Source organism: Citrobacter sp. S46_ASV_140 (assembly GCF_018919545.1).
GTDB classification, from domain to species: Bacteria; Pseudomonadota; Gammaproteobacteria; order Enterobacterales; family Enterobacteriaceae; genus Citrobacter; species Citrobacter braakii.
This window is the reverse complement of sequence record NZ_JAHLRC010000009.1, coordinates 36,491-51,779: the sequence shown is the minus strand read 5'-3', so window position 1 is coordinate 51,779 and position 15,289 is coordinate 36,491. Positions and strand designations below refer to the sequence as shown.

Genomic DNA, 15,289 nt, shown 5'->3' with positions numbered 1-15,289 from the left:
TTTTATCCGCTCCTCCGGGCCGCCCTTCATGGCGGCCCAATAATCCTACTTATTACCTCTATGCTCCGGTTCCTGCGCGCTGGCCGAACCCAAACTGTCTTCACCAATCACACCCTGTAATCGCAGTAGGCGCAATCGCCGTATCACCGGGCAAAAGACAATTAATCACGGCGTGCGATATCGGCGAATTTCGCATCCAGAATTTTCGCCAAATCGCCTGCTGCCAGTTCAATATCCAGCCCGCGTTTGCCGCCGGACACATAAATGGTGTCAAACGTCTGGGCGGGAGCGTCGATGAGCGTCGGCAATCTTTTTTTCTGCCCCAGCGGGCTGATGCCGCCTACCAGATACCCGGTGGTTCGCTGCGCGATCATCGGATCGGCCATATCGACCTTTTTGGCTCCCAACGCCCTGGCGACTTTTTTGAGATCCAGTTGACCGGCTACCGGCGTAACGGCAACCGCCAGGTGCTTCATATCGCCATTCACGGCAACCAGTAGCGTTTTGTAGACCTGGTCCGCATTCAGACCTAACTTGCGTACCACTTCGTCACCAAAGTTCGTCTCGGACGGATCGTGATCGTAGGTGTGGATCTGAAAAGAAATTTTGTTTTTTTCGAGTAATTTAACGGCGGGTGTCATAGCAATTTTCCTGGCCCAGACAAAATACGACACAAGCATACGCCTGATGTCTGTCTAAAAAATAGTACCATCTTGCGCAATAGTGTTGGCAGGATGATGACTTTGAGCGACAATCGAACTACACCGATGCTTTAAGCGTCGGGATCATAATAATGATGAAATTCCTCTTTGACGGGCCAATAGCAATATTGGCCATTTTTTTACCGTAACATCTCCGGCAAATTTCCTTCTCCATACAAATGCAGCGCGCCAACGGCTACAACATAGTGACCGGCAGGCATCGCCCTGAGTCGATCGCGCCAGGCCGCATTACGCTGATGCATCAAAACGTCATACAGCGACTGGCTAAAAGTATTGGGTAGAGTGAGTTCGCTATTGCGTGGCGGCGTTTTAAGCCACCAGCCCATCATCTGTTGTAGCAGTCTGGCATTGGTATGCCAGTGCGTCAGGGTATCGTCCAGCAGAGCCAGTCCGTTATCGGGTAACTGACACAACAGCTCGATTTGGCTGGATGCGCCTTCCAGCTCGATTATGGGTTTATGCACCTTTTTTGCCGCATTCAGTAGTTGGTAATCAATGCCGTATTCTGCCCGCAACCCCAACTGCTGCGCCTGCGTTGCCTGCAAGACCATGGCGATTTGCCACAGCGGCTGGGTAGACAGCAGGGAAGGGGAAATACCCAGCTCGTCGGTGACTTTGTGCAGATTATCTAACAGCTCTGGGCTGATGCGCTCTTCCAGTGCGGCAAAGGTCGGAAGGTTGGCAAACGGCGCGTCGTCGCCGGAAACATCGGCTTCGACAATGAGCGCATCGGCACGCTGGAGCTTTTTGAGTAATTTGGCAGGCAGAGGCGCCATATCGCGGCTGCCCATGTGAATACTGCCAATCAGGTGAAAATGGCGGTTACCGGGCAAGGAGATGTCGATGGCAGGCCAGGTATAGTGGTTGCCGCGTAGCGCGGTGAAAAATGATTTTACCCGGTACAACAGATCCATACGGCCTCCCTAAGTAGACTTCCATGCTAGCGCGTGGTCCAGGAAGGTGCAAATACACTTCATCATTCCCTCAGCCTCTTTATTGGCAGCGAGCAAAAAACCCCAGTCACATAGTTGGCTATGCTCCTGGGGTTTTTATACTTGCCGCCTTAATGCAACGCGAATGATTTGGGGCTCCGTTCAGAGCGGCATCCGGTAAAGGCTTACTCTTTAGGTTTGAAGCGCAGCAGTCGGTTAGCGTTGCTCACCACGGTAATGGAGGAGAGCGCCATCGCCGCCCCGGCAACGACCGGGTTGAGCAGTGTTCCGGTGAACGGCCACAAAATCCCGGCGGCAACGGGGATACCGATGCTGTTATAGATAAACGCGCCGAGCAGGTTCTGCTTCATATTGCGCAGCGTTGCCCGGGAGATAGACAGCGCATCGGCAACGCCCATCAGGCTATGGCGCATCAGCGTAATCGCGGCGGTTTCAATCGCCACATCGCTGCCGCCACCCATGGCAATCCCTACATCAGCCTGAGCCAGCGCAGGCGCATCGTTGATACCGTCACCGACCATGGCAACCTGACGCCCCTGGCTCTGCAGACGTTTAATCGCCTCGGCTTTACCGTCAGGCAGAACGCCAGCAATCACCTCATCAATACCCGCCTCTTTGGCAATGGCGTTGGCGGTCGTTGGGTTGTCGCCGGTGAGCATCACCAGACGATACCCGGCGCGGTGCAGACGCTGGAGCGCTGCCACGCTGTCGCTACGCAGAGGATCACGTACCGCTAACAGCGCTGCCGCTTTACCGTCAATCGCTAACAGTACCGGAGTTGAGCCTTGGGAAGCCTGAGCGGTGATTTCAGCCTCCATTTCAGTGGTATCTACCTGCTGTTCATTGAGCAGCGCCTGGTTTCCCAGCAGCAGCGTATGACCTTCCGTTTCGCCACTGACGCCTAAACCGCGCAGCGTACGGAAACCGTTGACCTGCGGCAGCGTGACATCACCTGCTTTGTCCAGAATCGCCCTGGCTAACGGGTGGCTGGAACCCTGTTCAAGGGCCGCTGCCAGACGAATTGCCAGCGCTTCGTCGGTATTGCCAAACGTTTTGATGGCGACAACCTGTGGTTTGCCTTCAGTTAGCGTCCCGGTTTTATCAAACACGATGGTATCGAGCGTGCTGGCGCGCTGCAGCGCATCGGCATCACGTACCAGCACCCCAAATTCAGCGGCGCGCCCGACGCCGGAAATAATCGACATCGGCGTTGCCAGACCCAGCGCACAAGGGCAGGCAATAATCAGGACGGTGGTGGCGATTACCAGCGTATAGACAAGCTGCGGCGCCGGTCCAAAGAAATACCAGATAGCCGCACTGACTAGCGCAATGGCGACCACGACCGGAACGAACACCGAGGAGATGCGGTCGGCCAGTTTGCCAATTTCCGGTTTGCTGCTTTGCGCCTGGCGCACCATACGAATAATGCGCGACAGCGTGGTGTGACTGCCAACAGCGCTGGCGCGGAACAGCACGCTACCGTCCTGTACGACCGTACCGGCGTGGACGCTATCGCCTGCACCTTTTTGCTGTGGAATCGGCTCACCGGTCAGCATGGCCTCATCCAGCCAGGCTTCACCCTGAGTGATTTCGCCATCAACCGGAACGCGGTCACCGGTGGTCAGGCGCAGTAACATTCCAGCCTGCACCTCTGCCAGCGGCACGTTCTTTTCACCTTCGTCAGTGACGACACGTGCGGTCGGCGGTGTCAGATCGAGTAGTTTTTCCAGTGCTTTAGACGAGCGTTGGCGAGCCCGCGCTTCCAGCATGTGTCCGAGGTTAATCAGACCGATAATCATGGCACTGGCTTCATAATAGAGGTGTCGCGCTTCCATCGGGAACCATTGTGGCCAGAGGTTGACGCTCATGGAATAGAGCCATGCCACCCCCGTACCCAGCGCCACCAGCGTATCCATGGTCGCGGTGCCGTTCATCAGGCTTTTCCACGCATTGCGGTAAAAGTGACCGCCCGCGAAAACCATCACGGCAAGCGTTGCCAGACCAATCATCAGCCACAGGCTGCGGTTGTCGTCGCTCACCATCATGTTGTCGCCAATCATGCCCCATACCATCACCGGGATACCCAGGAGCAGCGCGACGGCTGCCTGCCAGCGAAAACGTTTCATGGTTGCCACGGCGGTTTCTTGCTGACGCTCGCGACGCTTAGCATCATCTTCAATCGCTTCTGCGCCGTAGCCCGCTTTTTCAACCGCCTGTACTAAATCTGCGGCGGAGGCACTGCCCATTACCAGCGCAGTGCGTTCCGCCAGGTTTACCCGTGCCTGCGTGACGCCCGGTACACTTTGCAATGCATTTTGTACGCGGGTCACACAACTGGCGCAGCTCATGCCGTTTAACAGCAACTGTTGGCTGTCATCATCAGCCGTAGCTGCCGGAAGCTCGGAAGGGACCGCTGCCAGTGCTTCCGACGGGATTGATGACTCCGTCAGCGGTTTAGCCTTTGGGTGGCTTAACTCCGCGCCGTAACCGGTTTGTTTGATAGTTTCAATCAGCGCTTCTGCGCTGGCGCTCCCGGTAACATGCGCTTCTGTCACGGTGACATCCGCTTGCTCAACGTCCGGACGTTGTTCCAGACTTTCTTTAACGCGTTTTACGCAGTGACCACAGGACAGGCCGTCCAGGGTTAGATCGATTGTTTGAGACATAACCAACTCCTTTTTTGCAGGATTAACTGACTGTGATAAAGGTTAAACCTTCCAGCAAGGGGAAGGTCAAGGGCGTTTTTAGAAAAGGTGAAAAAAGGGAGTAAAGGGAGAAAAAACGGGAACGCCACGTCAGGGGTTCCCGGTCTGTTATTGATTGAGGACGATAATTGGCGTTCGATGCTCCGGTTCATTTATGACCGTGAGATCGGCACCGTACAGCGCGTTCAGCGACCGTTGCTTCAGGACATCCTGCGGATATCCGTTATCAACTATTCTGCCGCGTTCCATCAATACCACACGGTCGGCATAGCGCGCCGCGAGGTTGAGATCGTGCAGGACGCAGCAGACGTTAAACTGCCGTTCACGCACCAGACGACGTAGCAGACGAAAAAGGTGCTGCTGGTGGTGAATATCCAGCGCGGAGGTGGGTTCATCAAGAAACAGCCATTTCGGCCCAGGCTCGGGCTCCCAAAGCTGAACCAGCAGGCGCGCCAGCTGTACCCGCTGTTGTTCTCCTCCCGACAGATGCCGGTAATCGCGTGTGGCCAGCGCCTGGCAATCACACAATGCCATGATGTGCTCCGTTTCATCGCCCGTGTTGCGCGTACGATACGGATGTCTGCCCATGCGAATGACCTCCTGAACGCTAAACGGGAAGGCCATATGACTATTCTGACGCATCACGGCACGGGTTTTTGCCAGCTCGGTGATTGACCACTTGTCCAGCGGCTTGCCAAACATGCTACAACGCCCACTGTGGGGCTGCAGATATCCCGTAAGCTGGCGTAGCAGCGTCGATTTCCCGGCTCCGTTCGGGCCAAGAATCGCGATGATCTCTCCATCAGGTAGCGTCAGGGAAACGTCGTCGGTCAGTCGTCTTCCCTGAATGTGGTAGACCAGATTTTCAGCGACGATCATGACACCCTCCGGCTACGCAGTATTAACCACAGGAAATACGGTCCCCCGATCAGGCTGGTTAACAGGCCAACGGGCATTTCGGCTGGCTGAACAAGTGTGCGGGCCAACGTGTCGGCAATCAGGAGTAAACAGGCACCGGCCAGCGTAGAGCAGGGAATCAACCAGCGATGATCGGCGCCGGTCGTCATTCTGATCAGATGCGGGATCACCAGGCCAATAAAGCCAATTACGCCGCTGACGGAAACCGCAGCGCCAACCAGGAGCGAACTGAGCAACAGTAACTGCTGACGCTTACGTTTGACGTTTACGCCGAGGTAATGCGCCTCTTCATCACCCAACTGCAGTAAATTAAGCGTTCCCGCCATGCAGACGGTTACAACAATGGCTGGAAGAACAAACGTGCTGGCAACCAACAGCGTTGGCCACTGGGCCTGGCCGAGATTTCCCATCATCCACAATGTAAGTTGACGTAGCTGCTGCTCGTCGCCCACATAGCTCAGTACGCCAATAGCCGAACCGCACAGGGCATTGATAGCGATACCGGCTAACAGCAGTTGCATCATTCCACCGTGGTTATGACGCTGGCTTATCAGGAAAATAATCGTGCAGACCACCATGCTGCCTGCGACGGCAAAAATCATCTGCTCATACAGCACCAGCACTACGGGGAACGAAAATGGGATAACTATCGCGATGCCGACCATCAGCGCGGAGCCGCTGCTGACGCCAAGCAGGCCAGGATCGGCCATCGGATTGCGGAAAAGTCCCTGCATGATGACCCCAGCCGTCGCCAGCGCAGCACCGACCAGAACGGCCAGCAGCACGCGAGGCAGGCGGATGTTTAACCAGATATCACGATATTCGTCGTTGAACAGAGCGCTGAAGCTAATGTTCAGCGCCCCCTGGCTGGCACCGAAGAGCATCAGAGCAACCAGCAAAAGAGAAAGACCCGTCAGGATGCTGACGGAAGAAAGCGAGTCCTTAAGCACGTAACGCTCCATAACGTCTTTGCGGCGCGGAGTTCCCGCGCCGTGAGGGGTTTACGCGGGTTTCAGTCCCGGCTCAACCAAACTGTAAATCTGGTTATTAAGTGCTGGCGCAGTGGCCAGTTCGTGAATATGCTTCGCAACATCTGCACGCATCACAAAGCCGTGACACTCCTGAGCCTGTATTCGTTGCGCCTGGCCGGTGGCTGCACCGTTCAGCAAACCGCCGGGGCGGAGAATGGCGTAGTCCAGTCGACTGGTTTGTAGCCAGCTTTCAGCCAGCGATTTTTCCCGTACAGCCTGACCAAATGCGGCCTTTGCGCGTGAAGAAAGAAAAGGCCAACTGTCACCGCAGCCGAGTGAGGTCACCAGAATCATGCGCTTGATCTCCGCTTTTTCTGCTTCATCAATGACGGTTCTGTGCGCCAGATAATCCTGGGCGCCGCCCATGGAGGAGATCACCGTGGCATGTTGACCCGCTGCGCGACAGGCACAGGCGGTGACCTGACTATCGCAGGCGTCGCCGATGAAGACCTGCACACCTTTTTCCTGCAACCCAGCAGCGACCTGTGCGTTGCGAACGACGGCAATCACCGGACGTTGTTCCGCCAGTGCGAGTTCAAGCGTTTTCGCACCGACGCCGCTACCACCCGCACCAAAAATGAGCCATGGAGCCATCAGGCATGTTCCTTTAAAGATGAAGACAACGCGTGAAAGGCGCTGACCTGTTCGGCCAGTAACTGTCGATGCTCATCCCGACCGAGGAAAATTTTGAACATCGCGCTACCCGCCTGGTTAAAGAAGAGAATGGACGCGGTGTCCATTCCCATAAATTTGCGTTCAATCAGGGCAATATGCGTACAGTTTTCTGCCTTGATATGACCGGTCATGCCTTTTTTGCCGCGCAGGTTGAAGTAGCCATGACGGTGGAATCCGGAAGGTAATTCACCGGTGAATTCCAGAATGACATCAGCAGTATGGACCAGGGTGGTGACTTTGCCCCATTCGCTGACGGTTTCCCAGACGGTATCAAATTGATCGCCGGAAACCAGCGTCGGGGAGGGGAGGTTTTTCACCACCTCCAGCAGCGTGGTGTTGTACTGGGCAGCGATAGTTTCCAGCGTACCGTCCGGTTCAGTTTTCAAAAAATCCTGTAAAGAGACATGGCTCATAATTCACTCCTGGTATGGTTGTTCTACCGCAATGCGCGGCGCGTTAAGTGCCTGAATAAGTTCATCAAGAGACTGCAAAATATTGCTTGCCCAAAAACGCCCTTCATTGGTCAGGCGCACGCAGGTGCTGGCATCTCGCGTCAGTCCTGCGTGATGCCATTGGGTCAGTAGCGGGGTCAGTTTTTGTGCATGAGGCGTCAGTTCATCCAGCGGGACACGGGCCGTTTCAATGCCCGCCTGGAGAGTGTGTCGCCACTGGAAACCACGCTCGGCGGTACGCATCATCATCATTAGCGGTTTTTTCCCGGCGGCGATAGATTCATGCCATGTCGTCAGATTGCGCTCGACCATCCAGGAATAGCCATTGACTGATCCCCCGGCGCCTGAGCCGAATGCCAGACAGTCTGCTCCCTGTTTAATCAGCAGGTTGTACAGATTGCGTTCACGCGTGGTACGCGCCCAGTGGCTGTTGCTGATGCAGCGCCAGCCCGCGCTGTCCATGAAATCGCAACCCTGAAGATAGAGATCGCGACGTTCGGCGGGAGAGGGAACGGTTGTGCGCCCGGTTTCAACTGCTTTGCCAAGCGGTGTATTGGGGATCAGGTTCAGCGCATAAAGATCTACGCCGTCGAGGCCGATGTCACGGGCAATCGCCAGATCGTCGCCCCACAGTTTTGCATCTTGTCCTGGCAGACCAAACAACAGATCGCATACCACGGCGGCACGATCCCGTTTTACCAGCCCCTGCATAAAGGCAATTGCGGTCGGGCCGTCCGAGGTGCGCGCCATTTTCTTGCGGATCCGGCTGTTAAAAGATTGAATACCGATCGAAAACCGATTGGCGCCAGCGTCAAGGCAGGCATCAATTCGCGCATCGTCAAAATTGAGTACTCGTCCCTCAATGGTAATTTCGCAGTCCGGCGCCAGCGGTAACTTTTCACGCAGCGCGGTGATGATTCTGCCCAGATCCCGTGCTGACAGCGCTGAAGGCGTACCGCCGCCAAAATAGACGGCGTGAATTGGGGCTGACTGATGTAATGCGCTATCGGCTTCCATCTCGATTTCGCGCAACAGCGCGTTGGTGTAGCGGGCGCAGTGATCTTCTTCGAAACGGTTTTGATAAAAACCGCAGAAAGTACAATGCGTTGCACAAAAAGGGATATGCAAGTACACCAGCCGTTTACGCGGCGGGGTAGGCTGGCTGATAACATCCTGCCAGGTTTGTGACAATAGCTCTTTGGCAATCGGGATCGCCCCGCGCCATGGCATTGTGGCGCGGCGATCCTTAAAGGGCTGACTTCCCTCAAGCGCAAAATGCGCGGTGAGATCCAGCGAGTGTTCAGTTTTCATTCTTTTTTATAAATCCAGTTAGTGAGGCCAGAATTGCTGGTGCAGGGCTTCAACCGCATCGGCGACGCGAGGCCCCATACCCAGAATCAGCGCCTGGTCTACCGCCACAATGCGCTGATTTTTCCAGGCCGCAGTGTGGGTAATACCGGCAATCGCGCTCAGACGAGCCAGATCGCCATCCACCATTTGCGACGTCACCACGATCACCTCCGGGTTGGCGGCGATCAGCGACTCCGCGCTGTAACTTTTATACTGCGCGTGGGTGGCGACATTTTGTGCGCCTGCAAGGGTCATAATGGCATCGGCAACGCTGCCCTTGCCGGCGACCTGCGGCGCGCTGCCGCCAGCGGAGAGAATGAACATGGCTTTGACCGGCGCATTCTTCGCCGCCACGCTGTGCTGAACACGATCCAGACGTTGATGCAGGCGATTGACCAGCGCTTCACCTTGTTCAGGAATGCGCAGCGTTTGAGCCAGCTCCCGAATGTTGGCGTACATCTGCTCGACGGTGGCCGGTACGCGCGGCAATGTAACGACGTTAACTTTCTGCGCCCGGAGCTGATCCAAAACGATTTGAGGGCCTGCATCCTGCCAGGTGATAAAGCTGTCCGGGTGCAGCGATAAAATGCCCTCGCTGCTTAACTGCTTCCAGTAGCCGATATGCGGGAGTGCGGCAGTTTCAGGTGGGTATGAGGTGGTTTCATCGACGCCAACCACCCGGTTGCCGACGCCCATGGCGTAAATCAGTTCGCTAAGCGAACCGCCCGCCACCACCAGGCGGTCAGCGGACTGGGCGCTGAAAACACAGGCGAGGCTCAGTAAGCCAATCATGAGTTTTTTCATCGTCAGAAATTCCACGCAAAGCCAACAGCGGCATTGAAACCAGCGTCTGGGATAGATTCATGCGCGGTTCTGTAACGCTTGTCGGTCAGGTTGTTGAGCGCGAGGTTGACCTGATACTGGTCCTGCGGACCAAACTCAGTGTTGAATGCGAGGTTTAGCGTGGCCCAGCCTGGGTAGTTTATTTCCGTGGTGCCGGTATTATCTTTGGCGCGGGACGCTGCGCGAATAAAGACATCGGACGTCACGTTAGCGACATTCATCAACCAGGTATGTTTCAGGCCAACGCGCCCGGTCAGCGTGGGTTCGCCGGTATCCCAGGTTTTTATGGTGTTGCCTTCGTATTGACGGCGAATGAGATTACCGCTCAGGTAGGGGGAAACCGCCCAGCCGTTGTATTCTGCGGTTAATTCCATGCCCCAGGTTTTGGCACGATCGATGTTGTCGTAGTAGTAATAGCCGCCGCGGGAAGAGGTGGTGTTGCCGTTGCAAACGGGTTGGCCTGAACAGGCCAGACTGGCGATATAGTCTTTGGCTTCGGAGTAATAAATAGCACCGTCAATCAGCCACATATTCCCTTTATACCGCGCGCCCAACTCATAGTTATTTGAGTGTTCCGCCTTCAGGTTTGGGTTGCCGTAGGTAACACTGCCGCCGGCGGATGTCTGCATGAACAACTGAGTAAGCGTGGGGAAGACATAGCCCTGGGCGTATGCAGCCCGGAGTTCAAGATCTTCAAAGCCGGAATAGCGCAGGCTGGTCGAAGTCACCAGTTCATCATCGTGAACGGAATTTCCCCCGGTGGATTGCCAGGTGGTGCCGCTGCTTTGGATAGTTTGCGTATCGTTGCGATTGAGTTTCGAAGACAGCCAGTACTGGCGTGCGCCCACGGTCCACGTCCAGTCATCGGCAAAGCGCCAGTCGTTTTGCGCGAACAGTGAGGTGTTGCTTTGTTCCGCTTCGTTATATGACAGGGTACGGGTTTGCGTATCGAAGAAGCCGGTAGCCGCGGTCTGGCGCGTACTGCCGTCCGTGTCTTGTTTTATTTTGTCATGCTGATACTGAGTGCCAATCACCAGCGTGTTGTTAGCCGGAAGGGAGATATTGCCCTGCAGCGTTACACCCTGGGTATATTGTTTGTCGTTGGTATTGGTTTGATTGCTTACCGTCAGCGCTTTAATCATCGGGCTGGGGATAATCTGGGTCGTTTTGACCCGGTTTTCAAATTTGCGCTCTATTGTCTGGGTGTATGCGTCAAAATGGATGTTCTTCAGGTAATCCCCGTCGGCCGCGTAGTCGTAGAAAAGACCGATTTTCTCGCGTTCCAGCTTAGGAATTTTGACGCTAAAGTCGTCGAACTGACCTTCGGGATCGTCAAACCAGGTTTGAGTGGATAGCTTATAACGGTCGAGTGAGAGTCCAATTTTGTGGCGATCGAGGTTGTAGCCAAGCCACACTCCCTGGCCGTTATTACGGAAGTTGGTGTCGGGCAATCTTCCGTCAGGTGTATCGCGATCCCCCTGGTCGGAATAGCTGCCATTGATGCGGTAGTCAAAGTTACCGATGCTTCCCCAGGCTGCCGCTGACTCTTCCCATCCTGCCGTTGCGGAGTTATAAACAGCCTTAACGCTACCACCCAGAGGCTTATCGCCGCCTTTTTTGGTAATAAAGTTCACGACGCCGCCAATTGCCTGCGAACCGTAGAGGACAGAATAAGGGCCTTTGACCACTTCAATGCGTTCCAGCGCAGATTCGTCAATCAGTAAACCGGCTCCGTAGTTTTGTCCGGCACGTTGGTAGCTGACGACCTGGCCGTCTATCAAAATCAGCACCCGCGAAGAAGCTTCGCCACGGATACGAATTTGTTTCCGACCTGCGAGAGCGTTATCGGTAACTTCGACGCCGGGGATATCTTGTAAATCATCAGCAAGAGAAACGCTGGTGGAGTTTTGTAGCGTCTGGCGATCGATAACCTGAATGGTTGCCGGGCTATCCCAGAGACTACTTTCTGTGCGGTTAGCCGTAACGATTACTGTATCTTCGTCGGACGTTGAACCGTGTGTTGGAGAGGTCGCTGCAAAAGTAGCGCCGGACATGCATAATGTCAGGGCTGAAAGAATAAATGGCCTTTGATTAATCCGTGGCAACATAAGAGAACCTTTGTTGAATGTAAATGATCATCATTATCATTCGCGTTTGTATATAAAATTGTTCCCCTTTGTTCAAGATGAAAGGTGCAGAACCGATACATCTTTTGATTTGAGTCAATTTTGAGTGGTCAATAAATGCTGAAATGTGATCTGAATCGGATATAACAATGTGAATTAAAAGGATTTGTGCATCGCTGTGATGGTGGAAAATGCGCGGGGTTCTTGGGTAAAGGATTACGGCAATGTGGGCTATAATGTGGCTCAGTACCAACAAGATCAGCGGGGGAAACGTGAATATTAGCGATGTTGCGAAAAAAACCGGTTTAACCAGCAAAGCGATACGCTTTTACGAAGAAAAGGGGTTAGTGACGCCGCCGCTGCGTAGCGAAAATGGCTATCGCACATACAACCAACAGCATCTGAATGAGCTTACGCTGTTACGACAGGCACGACAGGTTGGTTTTAACCTGGAAGAGTGCGGCGAGTTGGTGAACCTGTTTAACGATCCGGCGCGTCACAGCGCAGATGTGAAAAAGCGTACGTTAGAAAAGGTGGCGGATATTGAGCGCCATATCAGCGAGCTGCAGGCTATGCGCTTGCATTTGTTGGCGCTGGCGGAGAGTTGCCCTGGCGATGACAGCGCCGAATGCCCGATTATTGATAATCTCTCCGGCTGCTGCCACCATAAAGCGAAGGCTTAACGGAGTGGCGGATTAAGCATAAACACCACCGTGCCGCGGTACCACGGTGATTTCTCAAGCTGCGCTTCAGCCTGCGTGTCCCGGCTACCGTTTTGTACCAGCCCCAGCTTAAATGGAATGCGCAGACGACTGAGGGCGGGCAGATACGCCTGATAATTCGGTACCGTGTGACGTCCCTGATAGCTCTGGACCACCAGTTCATCGACCGCCAGCGCGTTCAGCGTGGCGACGTCGCCCGTTTTTGCCCAATCCAGTAGTCCGGTTACGCCAAGTGCAAACTCGGTCGGTAGCCGTTGGCGTAACTGCTGCAGAAAGTGGGCGTAATCGGCAAGCTGATGGGTCGCCGCGTCAAAATCAACCTGCAGGCCGATGACGTGATTCCCGGCCGCCTGCCAGCGTTGCATCAAGCGTATGATGCGCGCCGGGATCTCCTCCGGTACGTCGAGTGTGGTAAAGCGCACGGTCAACCAGATAGAGGGGAAAGTCAGGCGATTAACCGGCAGTCCTAGACGCTGGAACACCACGTTACCTGAACGTACCAGTACCTCGCCCTGATGCAGATAGACCGTTTGTGCGTTTTTCAGCTCGTCACTGGCCTTCACTCCGGACCATAGCCAGAAGGCCGGATGTTCACGGGCGGCGACGATTTCCGCCGCCTGTGCCTGGCCGAGCAGTAGCGCAGTTACCAGTAGTATTTGAGTTTTTGCGCCCACGGACTTCCCGGATACTGCGTTTTCAGTTGGGTGAACCAGCCTTTACGCTGTAGTTTATCCACTTCCTCACCGCCGCACTCGTTAGAGCCTGACGGCGCATAGCACATGATGGCGCGATACAGCGCAAAGCTCTTATCTTCAACCTCTGCTTTTGGCGATGTGATCACCTGCTGGTAGTAGCTTTGCCTGTCGAACTGGCCGAACGGTTTCTTGCGCGAGATTGCTGATTCAAGCACATCGTTGCCGGAACTGTTTTTCCATAAATCAACGTGGGTTTGCGTAGTGCGGAAAAATTCGCCTAAGCAGTTCAGGGCGTGGGCATCATGCGCTTGTTTGCTCAGAACCGTTACCGTTTCATTGAGGCTGCGACAGGTATAACCGCTCTCGGCAGAGTCGCCTTTCCAGTCGAAAATACTCAGATTAACGTCATCAAACGCTTCGCCAATGACCGGCGGCGTAATGGCGCTGGCCAGTTTTCTGTCATTCAGCCAGTCGTCAAAGCGATGCTCAGTGAGATCCCGCACCAGCAGCGTATGCAGGGCGATGGTACGCTCTTCGTTATTAGGACCATGGACGGCTTGCTGGCGCAGTAGTTCAGGCGTGGCCTGGGTTTTCAGCACCTGCGAGCGAAAGCGCAGGTTAGTTACTGCGCTTTCTGGGGCGAAAATTGCCGCCACGTCGCCGCTATAAACCAGCGTCGCGGCTAGCTTAGCCTGCACATACTGCTGCTGTTCGTTGTCCTGGCTGAGCTTCAGCAATGTCTGCCAGAAATCACGTGCGGTGGTCCATTTCTGCTGGCCCATCAGCGCTTCGCCGTACAGCACCTGTTCGCTGAAGGCCAGCGTATCGTGGGCCGGAAGTTTCTGCGCCGGGGTAACTGCCGAAATAATCGCCGCGTAGTTGCCCGTTGCCAGCCACAGATTCAGCTGCAGATCGCGCCATAGCGGCAGTTTTTGGCTCTGCTCAAACACCGGTTTGCTGGCGTCAAGCTGGGCCTGAGTCAGCGTTGGTTTATTGTTGTTATTCAGGCGCAACGCGCGCAGCAGTTCGATATAGCTGACAAGCGGCGCATCGGGGAAAGCCTCCACCACGGACTGTTCGTAGAACGCCATGCCGTAGACATTATCGTATTCGATGACGATCTCACGCAGTTGCTGTGCGTCAGCCGATTGCTGAAGCGTCTGCTCATACAACCCCGCCAATTGCGGCCACGCCTGTAAATACCAGTTGATACGACGCAGCATACCGTGCGAGGAAGCGGCGTACAGGCCTTGCGGGTAGTGTTGCAGATAGGCTTGCGCCAGCGTCTGAGCCTGAGAAGCGTCCTCGCGGTTAATTTTTGTGATATCAAAATCGCCGTACTCGCCCACGCTGTTCTGGCTGCTTTTGTTCAACGCCGCACGTATCAGCATGTATTGCGCGGTCTCAGCCAGCCACGGACGATCGCTTTTGGCTAGCTGAGCGAAATCCTGTTCGGCGCTGGCATAATCACCGGCATAAAAACTGGCGGCTGCTGCCAGATAGCTTTTGTAGGACTGAGCTGGAGAATCTGCCGGGAGGGTGGCAAGCGATGACTCAATCTGCTCGCGGGTTGCCCCGGATAACAGTCCTGTACGCGCCTGGGCCAGGGCCTGACGCTGATTTGCCGTTAACGCTGAGTCGGCCAGCAGTCCGGCAAAAAACGCGCTGACGCTCGCGGTATTGTTCGAAACATGACGGTTCTCAAGCTCAGCGTCGTTGACGTTTATTTCGTCTGCGCTAATGTTCAGTTCGGCTATCTGTCGGGACAGGGGGCTGTCTTCGGCAGATACCTGCGCTGCGGCTGGCTGCGGGGCAATGTCATCCCACTGCGGATGATACGCAAAATAGAAATCGCGGGAGCGGGTGATGTCCGCCGGCATCGACTGCACCGGCAGAGCAAATGATTTCTCCTGGCTCAGCAGCCGCAGCAGGTTATCACGGCTGTCGTTTTCCGGATTGAAGGTGGGCGTGCCTTTCAGCAGGCAGCTGTCGTCGCTCCATTTGCAGTCTTCCATATCGAAAGAGGCGAATACCTGCGGGGCGGCGACCAATAATGAGCAAAGGGCAAAGGCAAGGGGTGTCTTCCTGACCATAGTC

General features: G+C 55.0%; 13 protein-coding genes. 1 reads left to right on the top strand and 12 read right to left on the bottom strand.

Going from position 1 to position 15,289, the window contains the following annotated elements:
* Window positions 1-161: 161 nt before the first annotated feature.
* The 10 genes from ybaK to KQJ19_RS04720 form a co-directional block, all read right to left on the bottom strand.
* Window positions 162-641: a Cys-tRNA(Pro)/Cys-tRNA(Cys) deacylase YbaK gene (gene ybaK / locus KQJ19_RS04765; protein ID WP_016152092.1), complete on the bottom strand. Its 480-nt coding sequence runs from the start codon at window positions 639-641 to the stop codon at window positions 162-164.
* A 200-nt stretch (window positions 642-841) separates the two neighbouring features.
* Complete coding sequence (locus KQJ19_RS04760) at window positions 842-1,636, bottom strand: TraB/GumN family protein (RefSeq protein ID WP_049282508.1); 795 nt, start codon at window positions 1,634-1,636, stop codon at window positions 842-844.
* Between the two features lie 203 nt (window positions 1,637-1,839).
* Window positions 1,840-4,341 (bottom strand): copper-exporting P-type ATPase CopA, encoded by a 2,502-nt coding sequence (gene copA, locus KQJ19_RS04755; protein WP_216403390.1) that lies wholly within the window; start codon window positions 4,339-4,341, stop codon window positions 1,840-1,842.
* A gap of 147 nt (window positions 4,342-4,488) precedes the next feature.
* The gene (locus KQJ19_RS04750; RefSeq protein WP_216403389.1) at window positions 4,489-5,259 is read right to left on the bottom strand and encodes a heme ABC transporter ATP-binding protein; all 771 of its coding nucleotides are present in this window, start codon (window positions 5,257-5,259) and stop codon (window positions 4,489-4,491) included.
* Window positions 5,256-6,248: an iron ABC transporter permease gene (locus tag KQJ19_RS04745; protein WP_207388536.1), complete on the bottom strand. Its 993-nt coding sequence runs from the start codon at window positions 6,246-6,248 to the stop codon at window positions 5,256-5,258. Before KQJ19_RS04745 ends, KQJ19_RS04750 begins: the two co-directional genes overlap by 4 nt.
* A 51-nt stretch (window positions 6,249-6,299) precedes the next feature.
* Window positions 6,300-6,923 carry an anaerobilin reductase gene (gene chuY / locus KQJ19_RS04740; protein WP_016152097.1) on the bottom strand — a complete coding sequence of 208 codons (624 nt, stop codon included), beginning with the start codon at window positions 6,921-6,923 and terminating at the stop codon, window positions 6,300-6,302.
* The gene (hutX, locus tag KQJ19_RS04735; RefSeq protein WP_216403388.1) at window positions 6,923-7,417 is read right to left on the bottom strand and encodes a heme utilization cystosolic carrier protein HutX; all 495 of its coding nucleotides are present in this window, start codon (window positions 7,415-7,417) and stop codon (window positions 6,923-6,925) included. The genes chuY and hutX overlap by 1 nt, the downstream gene beginning before the upstream one ends.
* Window positions 7,418-7,420: 3 nt before the next feature.
* The gene (hutW, locus tag KQJ19_RS04730) at window positions 7,421-8,767 is read right to left on the bottom strand and encodes a heme anaerobic degradation radical SAM methyltransferase ChuW/HutW (RefSeq protein WP_019076190.1); all 1,347 of its coding nucleotides are present in this window, start codon (window positions 8,765-8,767) and stop codon (window positions 7,421-7,423) included.
* An 18-nt stretch (window positions 8,768-8,785) separates the two neighbouring features.
* Complete coding sequence (locus KQJ19_RS04725) at window positions 8,786-9,610, bottom strand: ABC transporter substrate-binding protein (RefSeq protein ID WP_016152100.1); 825 nt, start codon at window positions 9,608-9,610, stop codon at window positions 8,786-8,788.
* 2 nt (window positions 9,611-9,612) lie between these two features.
* Entirely contained in the window at window positions 9,613-11,757 is a 2,145-nt protein-coding gene (locus KQJ19_RS04720; protein WP_016152101.1) for a TonB-dependent receptor, read from the bottom strand.
* A gap of 290 nt (window positions 11,758-12,047) precedes the next feature.
* Here KQJ19_RS04720 and cueR point away from each other — a divergent pair, with 290 nt between their 5' ends.
* On the top strand, window positions 12,048-12,458 hold the full coding sequence (gene cueR / locus KQJ19_RS04715; RefSeq protein ID WP_029139441.1) for a Cu(I)-responsive transcriptional regulator: 411 nt from the start codon (window positions 12,048-12,050) through the stop codon (window positions 12,456-12,458).
* Here cueR and KQJ19_RS04710 read toward each other — a convergent pair.
* Both KQJ19_RS04710 and KQJ19_RS04705 read right to left on the bottom strand, forming a co-directional pair.
* Window positions 12,455-13,171, bottom strand: a complete 717-nt coding sequence (locus tag KQJ19_RS04710; RefSeq protein ID WP_049282502.1) for a DUF3142 domain-containing protein — start codon at window positions 13,169-13,171, stop codon at window positions 12,455-12,457. The genes cueR and KQJ19_RS04710 overlap by 4 nt on opposite strands.
* Window positions 13,141-15,285: a hypothetical protein gene (locus KQJ19_RS04705; protein ID WP_216403387.1), complete on the bottom strand. Its 2,145-nt coding sequence runs from the start codon at window positions 15,283-15,285 to the stop codon at window positions 13,141-13,143. The genes KQJ19_RS04710 and KQJ19_RS04705 overlap by 31 nt, the downstream gene beginning before the upstream one ends.
* Window positions 15,286-15,289 lie beyond the last annotated feature (4 nt).

Coding starts and splice junctions, on each gene's coding strand:
- ybaK (WP_016152092.1), bottom strand. CDS start 641: ATGACACCCGCCGTTAAATTACTCGAAAAAAACAAAATTTCTTTTCAG.
- KQJ19_RS04760 (WP_049282508.1), bottom strand. CDS start 1,636: ATGGATCTGTTGTACCGGGTAAAATCATTTTTCACCGCGCTACGCGGC.
- copA (WP_216403390.1), bottom strand. CDS start 4,341: ATGTCTCAAACAATCGATCTAACCCTGGACGGCCTGTCCTGTGGTCAC.
- KQJ19_RS04750 (WP_216403389.1), bottom strand. CDS start 5,259: ATGATCGTCGCTGAAAATCTGGTCTACCACATTCAGGGAAGACGACTG.
- chuY (WP_016152097.1), bottom strand. CDS start 6,923: ATGGCTCCATGGCTCATTTTTGGTGCGGGTGGTAGCGGCGTCGGTGCG.
- hutX (WP_216403388.1), bottom strand. CDS start 7,417: ATGAGCCATGTCTCTTTACAGGATTTTTTGAAAACTGAACCGGACGGT.
- hutW (WP_019076190.1), bottom strand. CDS start 8,767: ATGAAAACTGAACACTCGCTGGATCTCACCGCGCATTTTGCGCTTGAG.
- KQJ19_RS04725 (WP_016152100.1), bottom strand. CDS start 9,610: ATGAAAAAACTCATGATTGGCTTACTGAGCCTCGCCTGTGTTTTCAGC.
- KQJ19_RS04720 (WP_016152101.1), bottom strand. CDS start 11,757: ATGTTGCCACGGATTAATCAAAGGCCATTTATTCTTTCAGCCCTGACA.
- KQJ19_RS04705 (WP_216403387.1), bottom strand. CDS start 15,285: ATGGTCAGGAAGACACCCCTTGCCTTTGCCCTTTGCTCATTATTGGTC.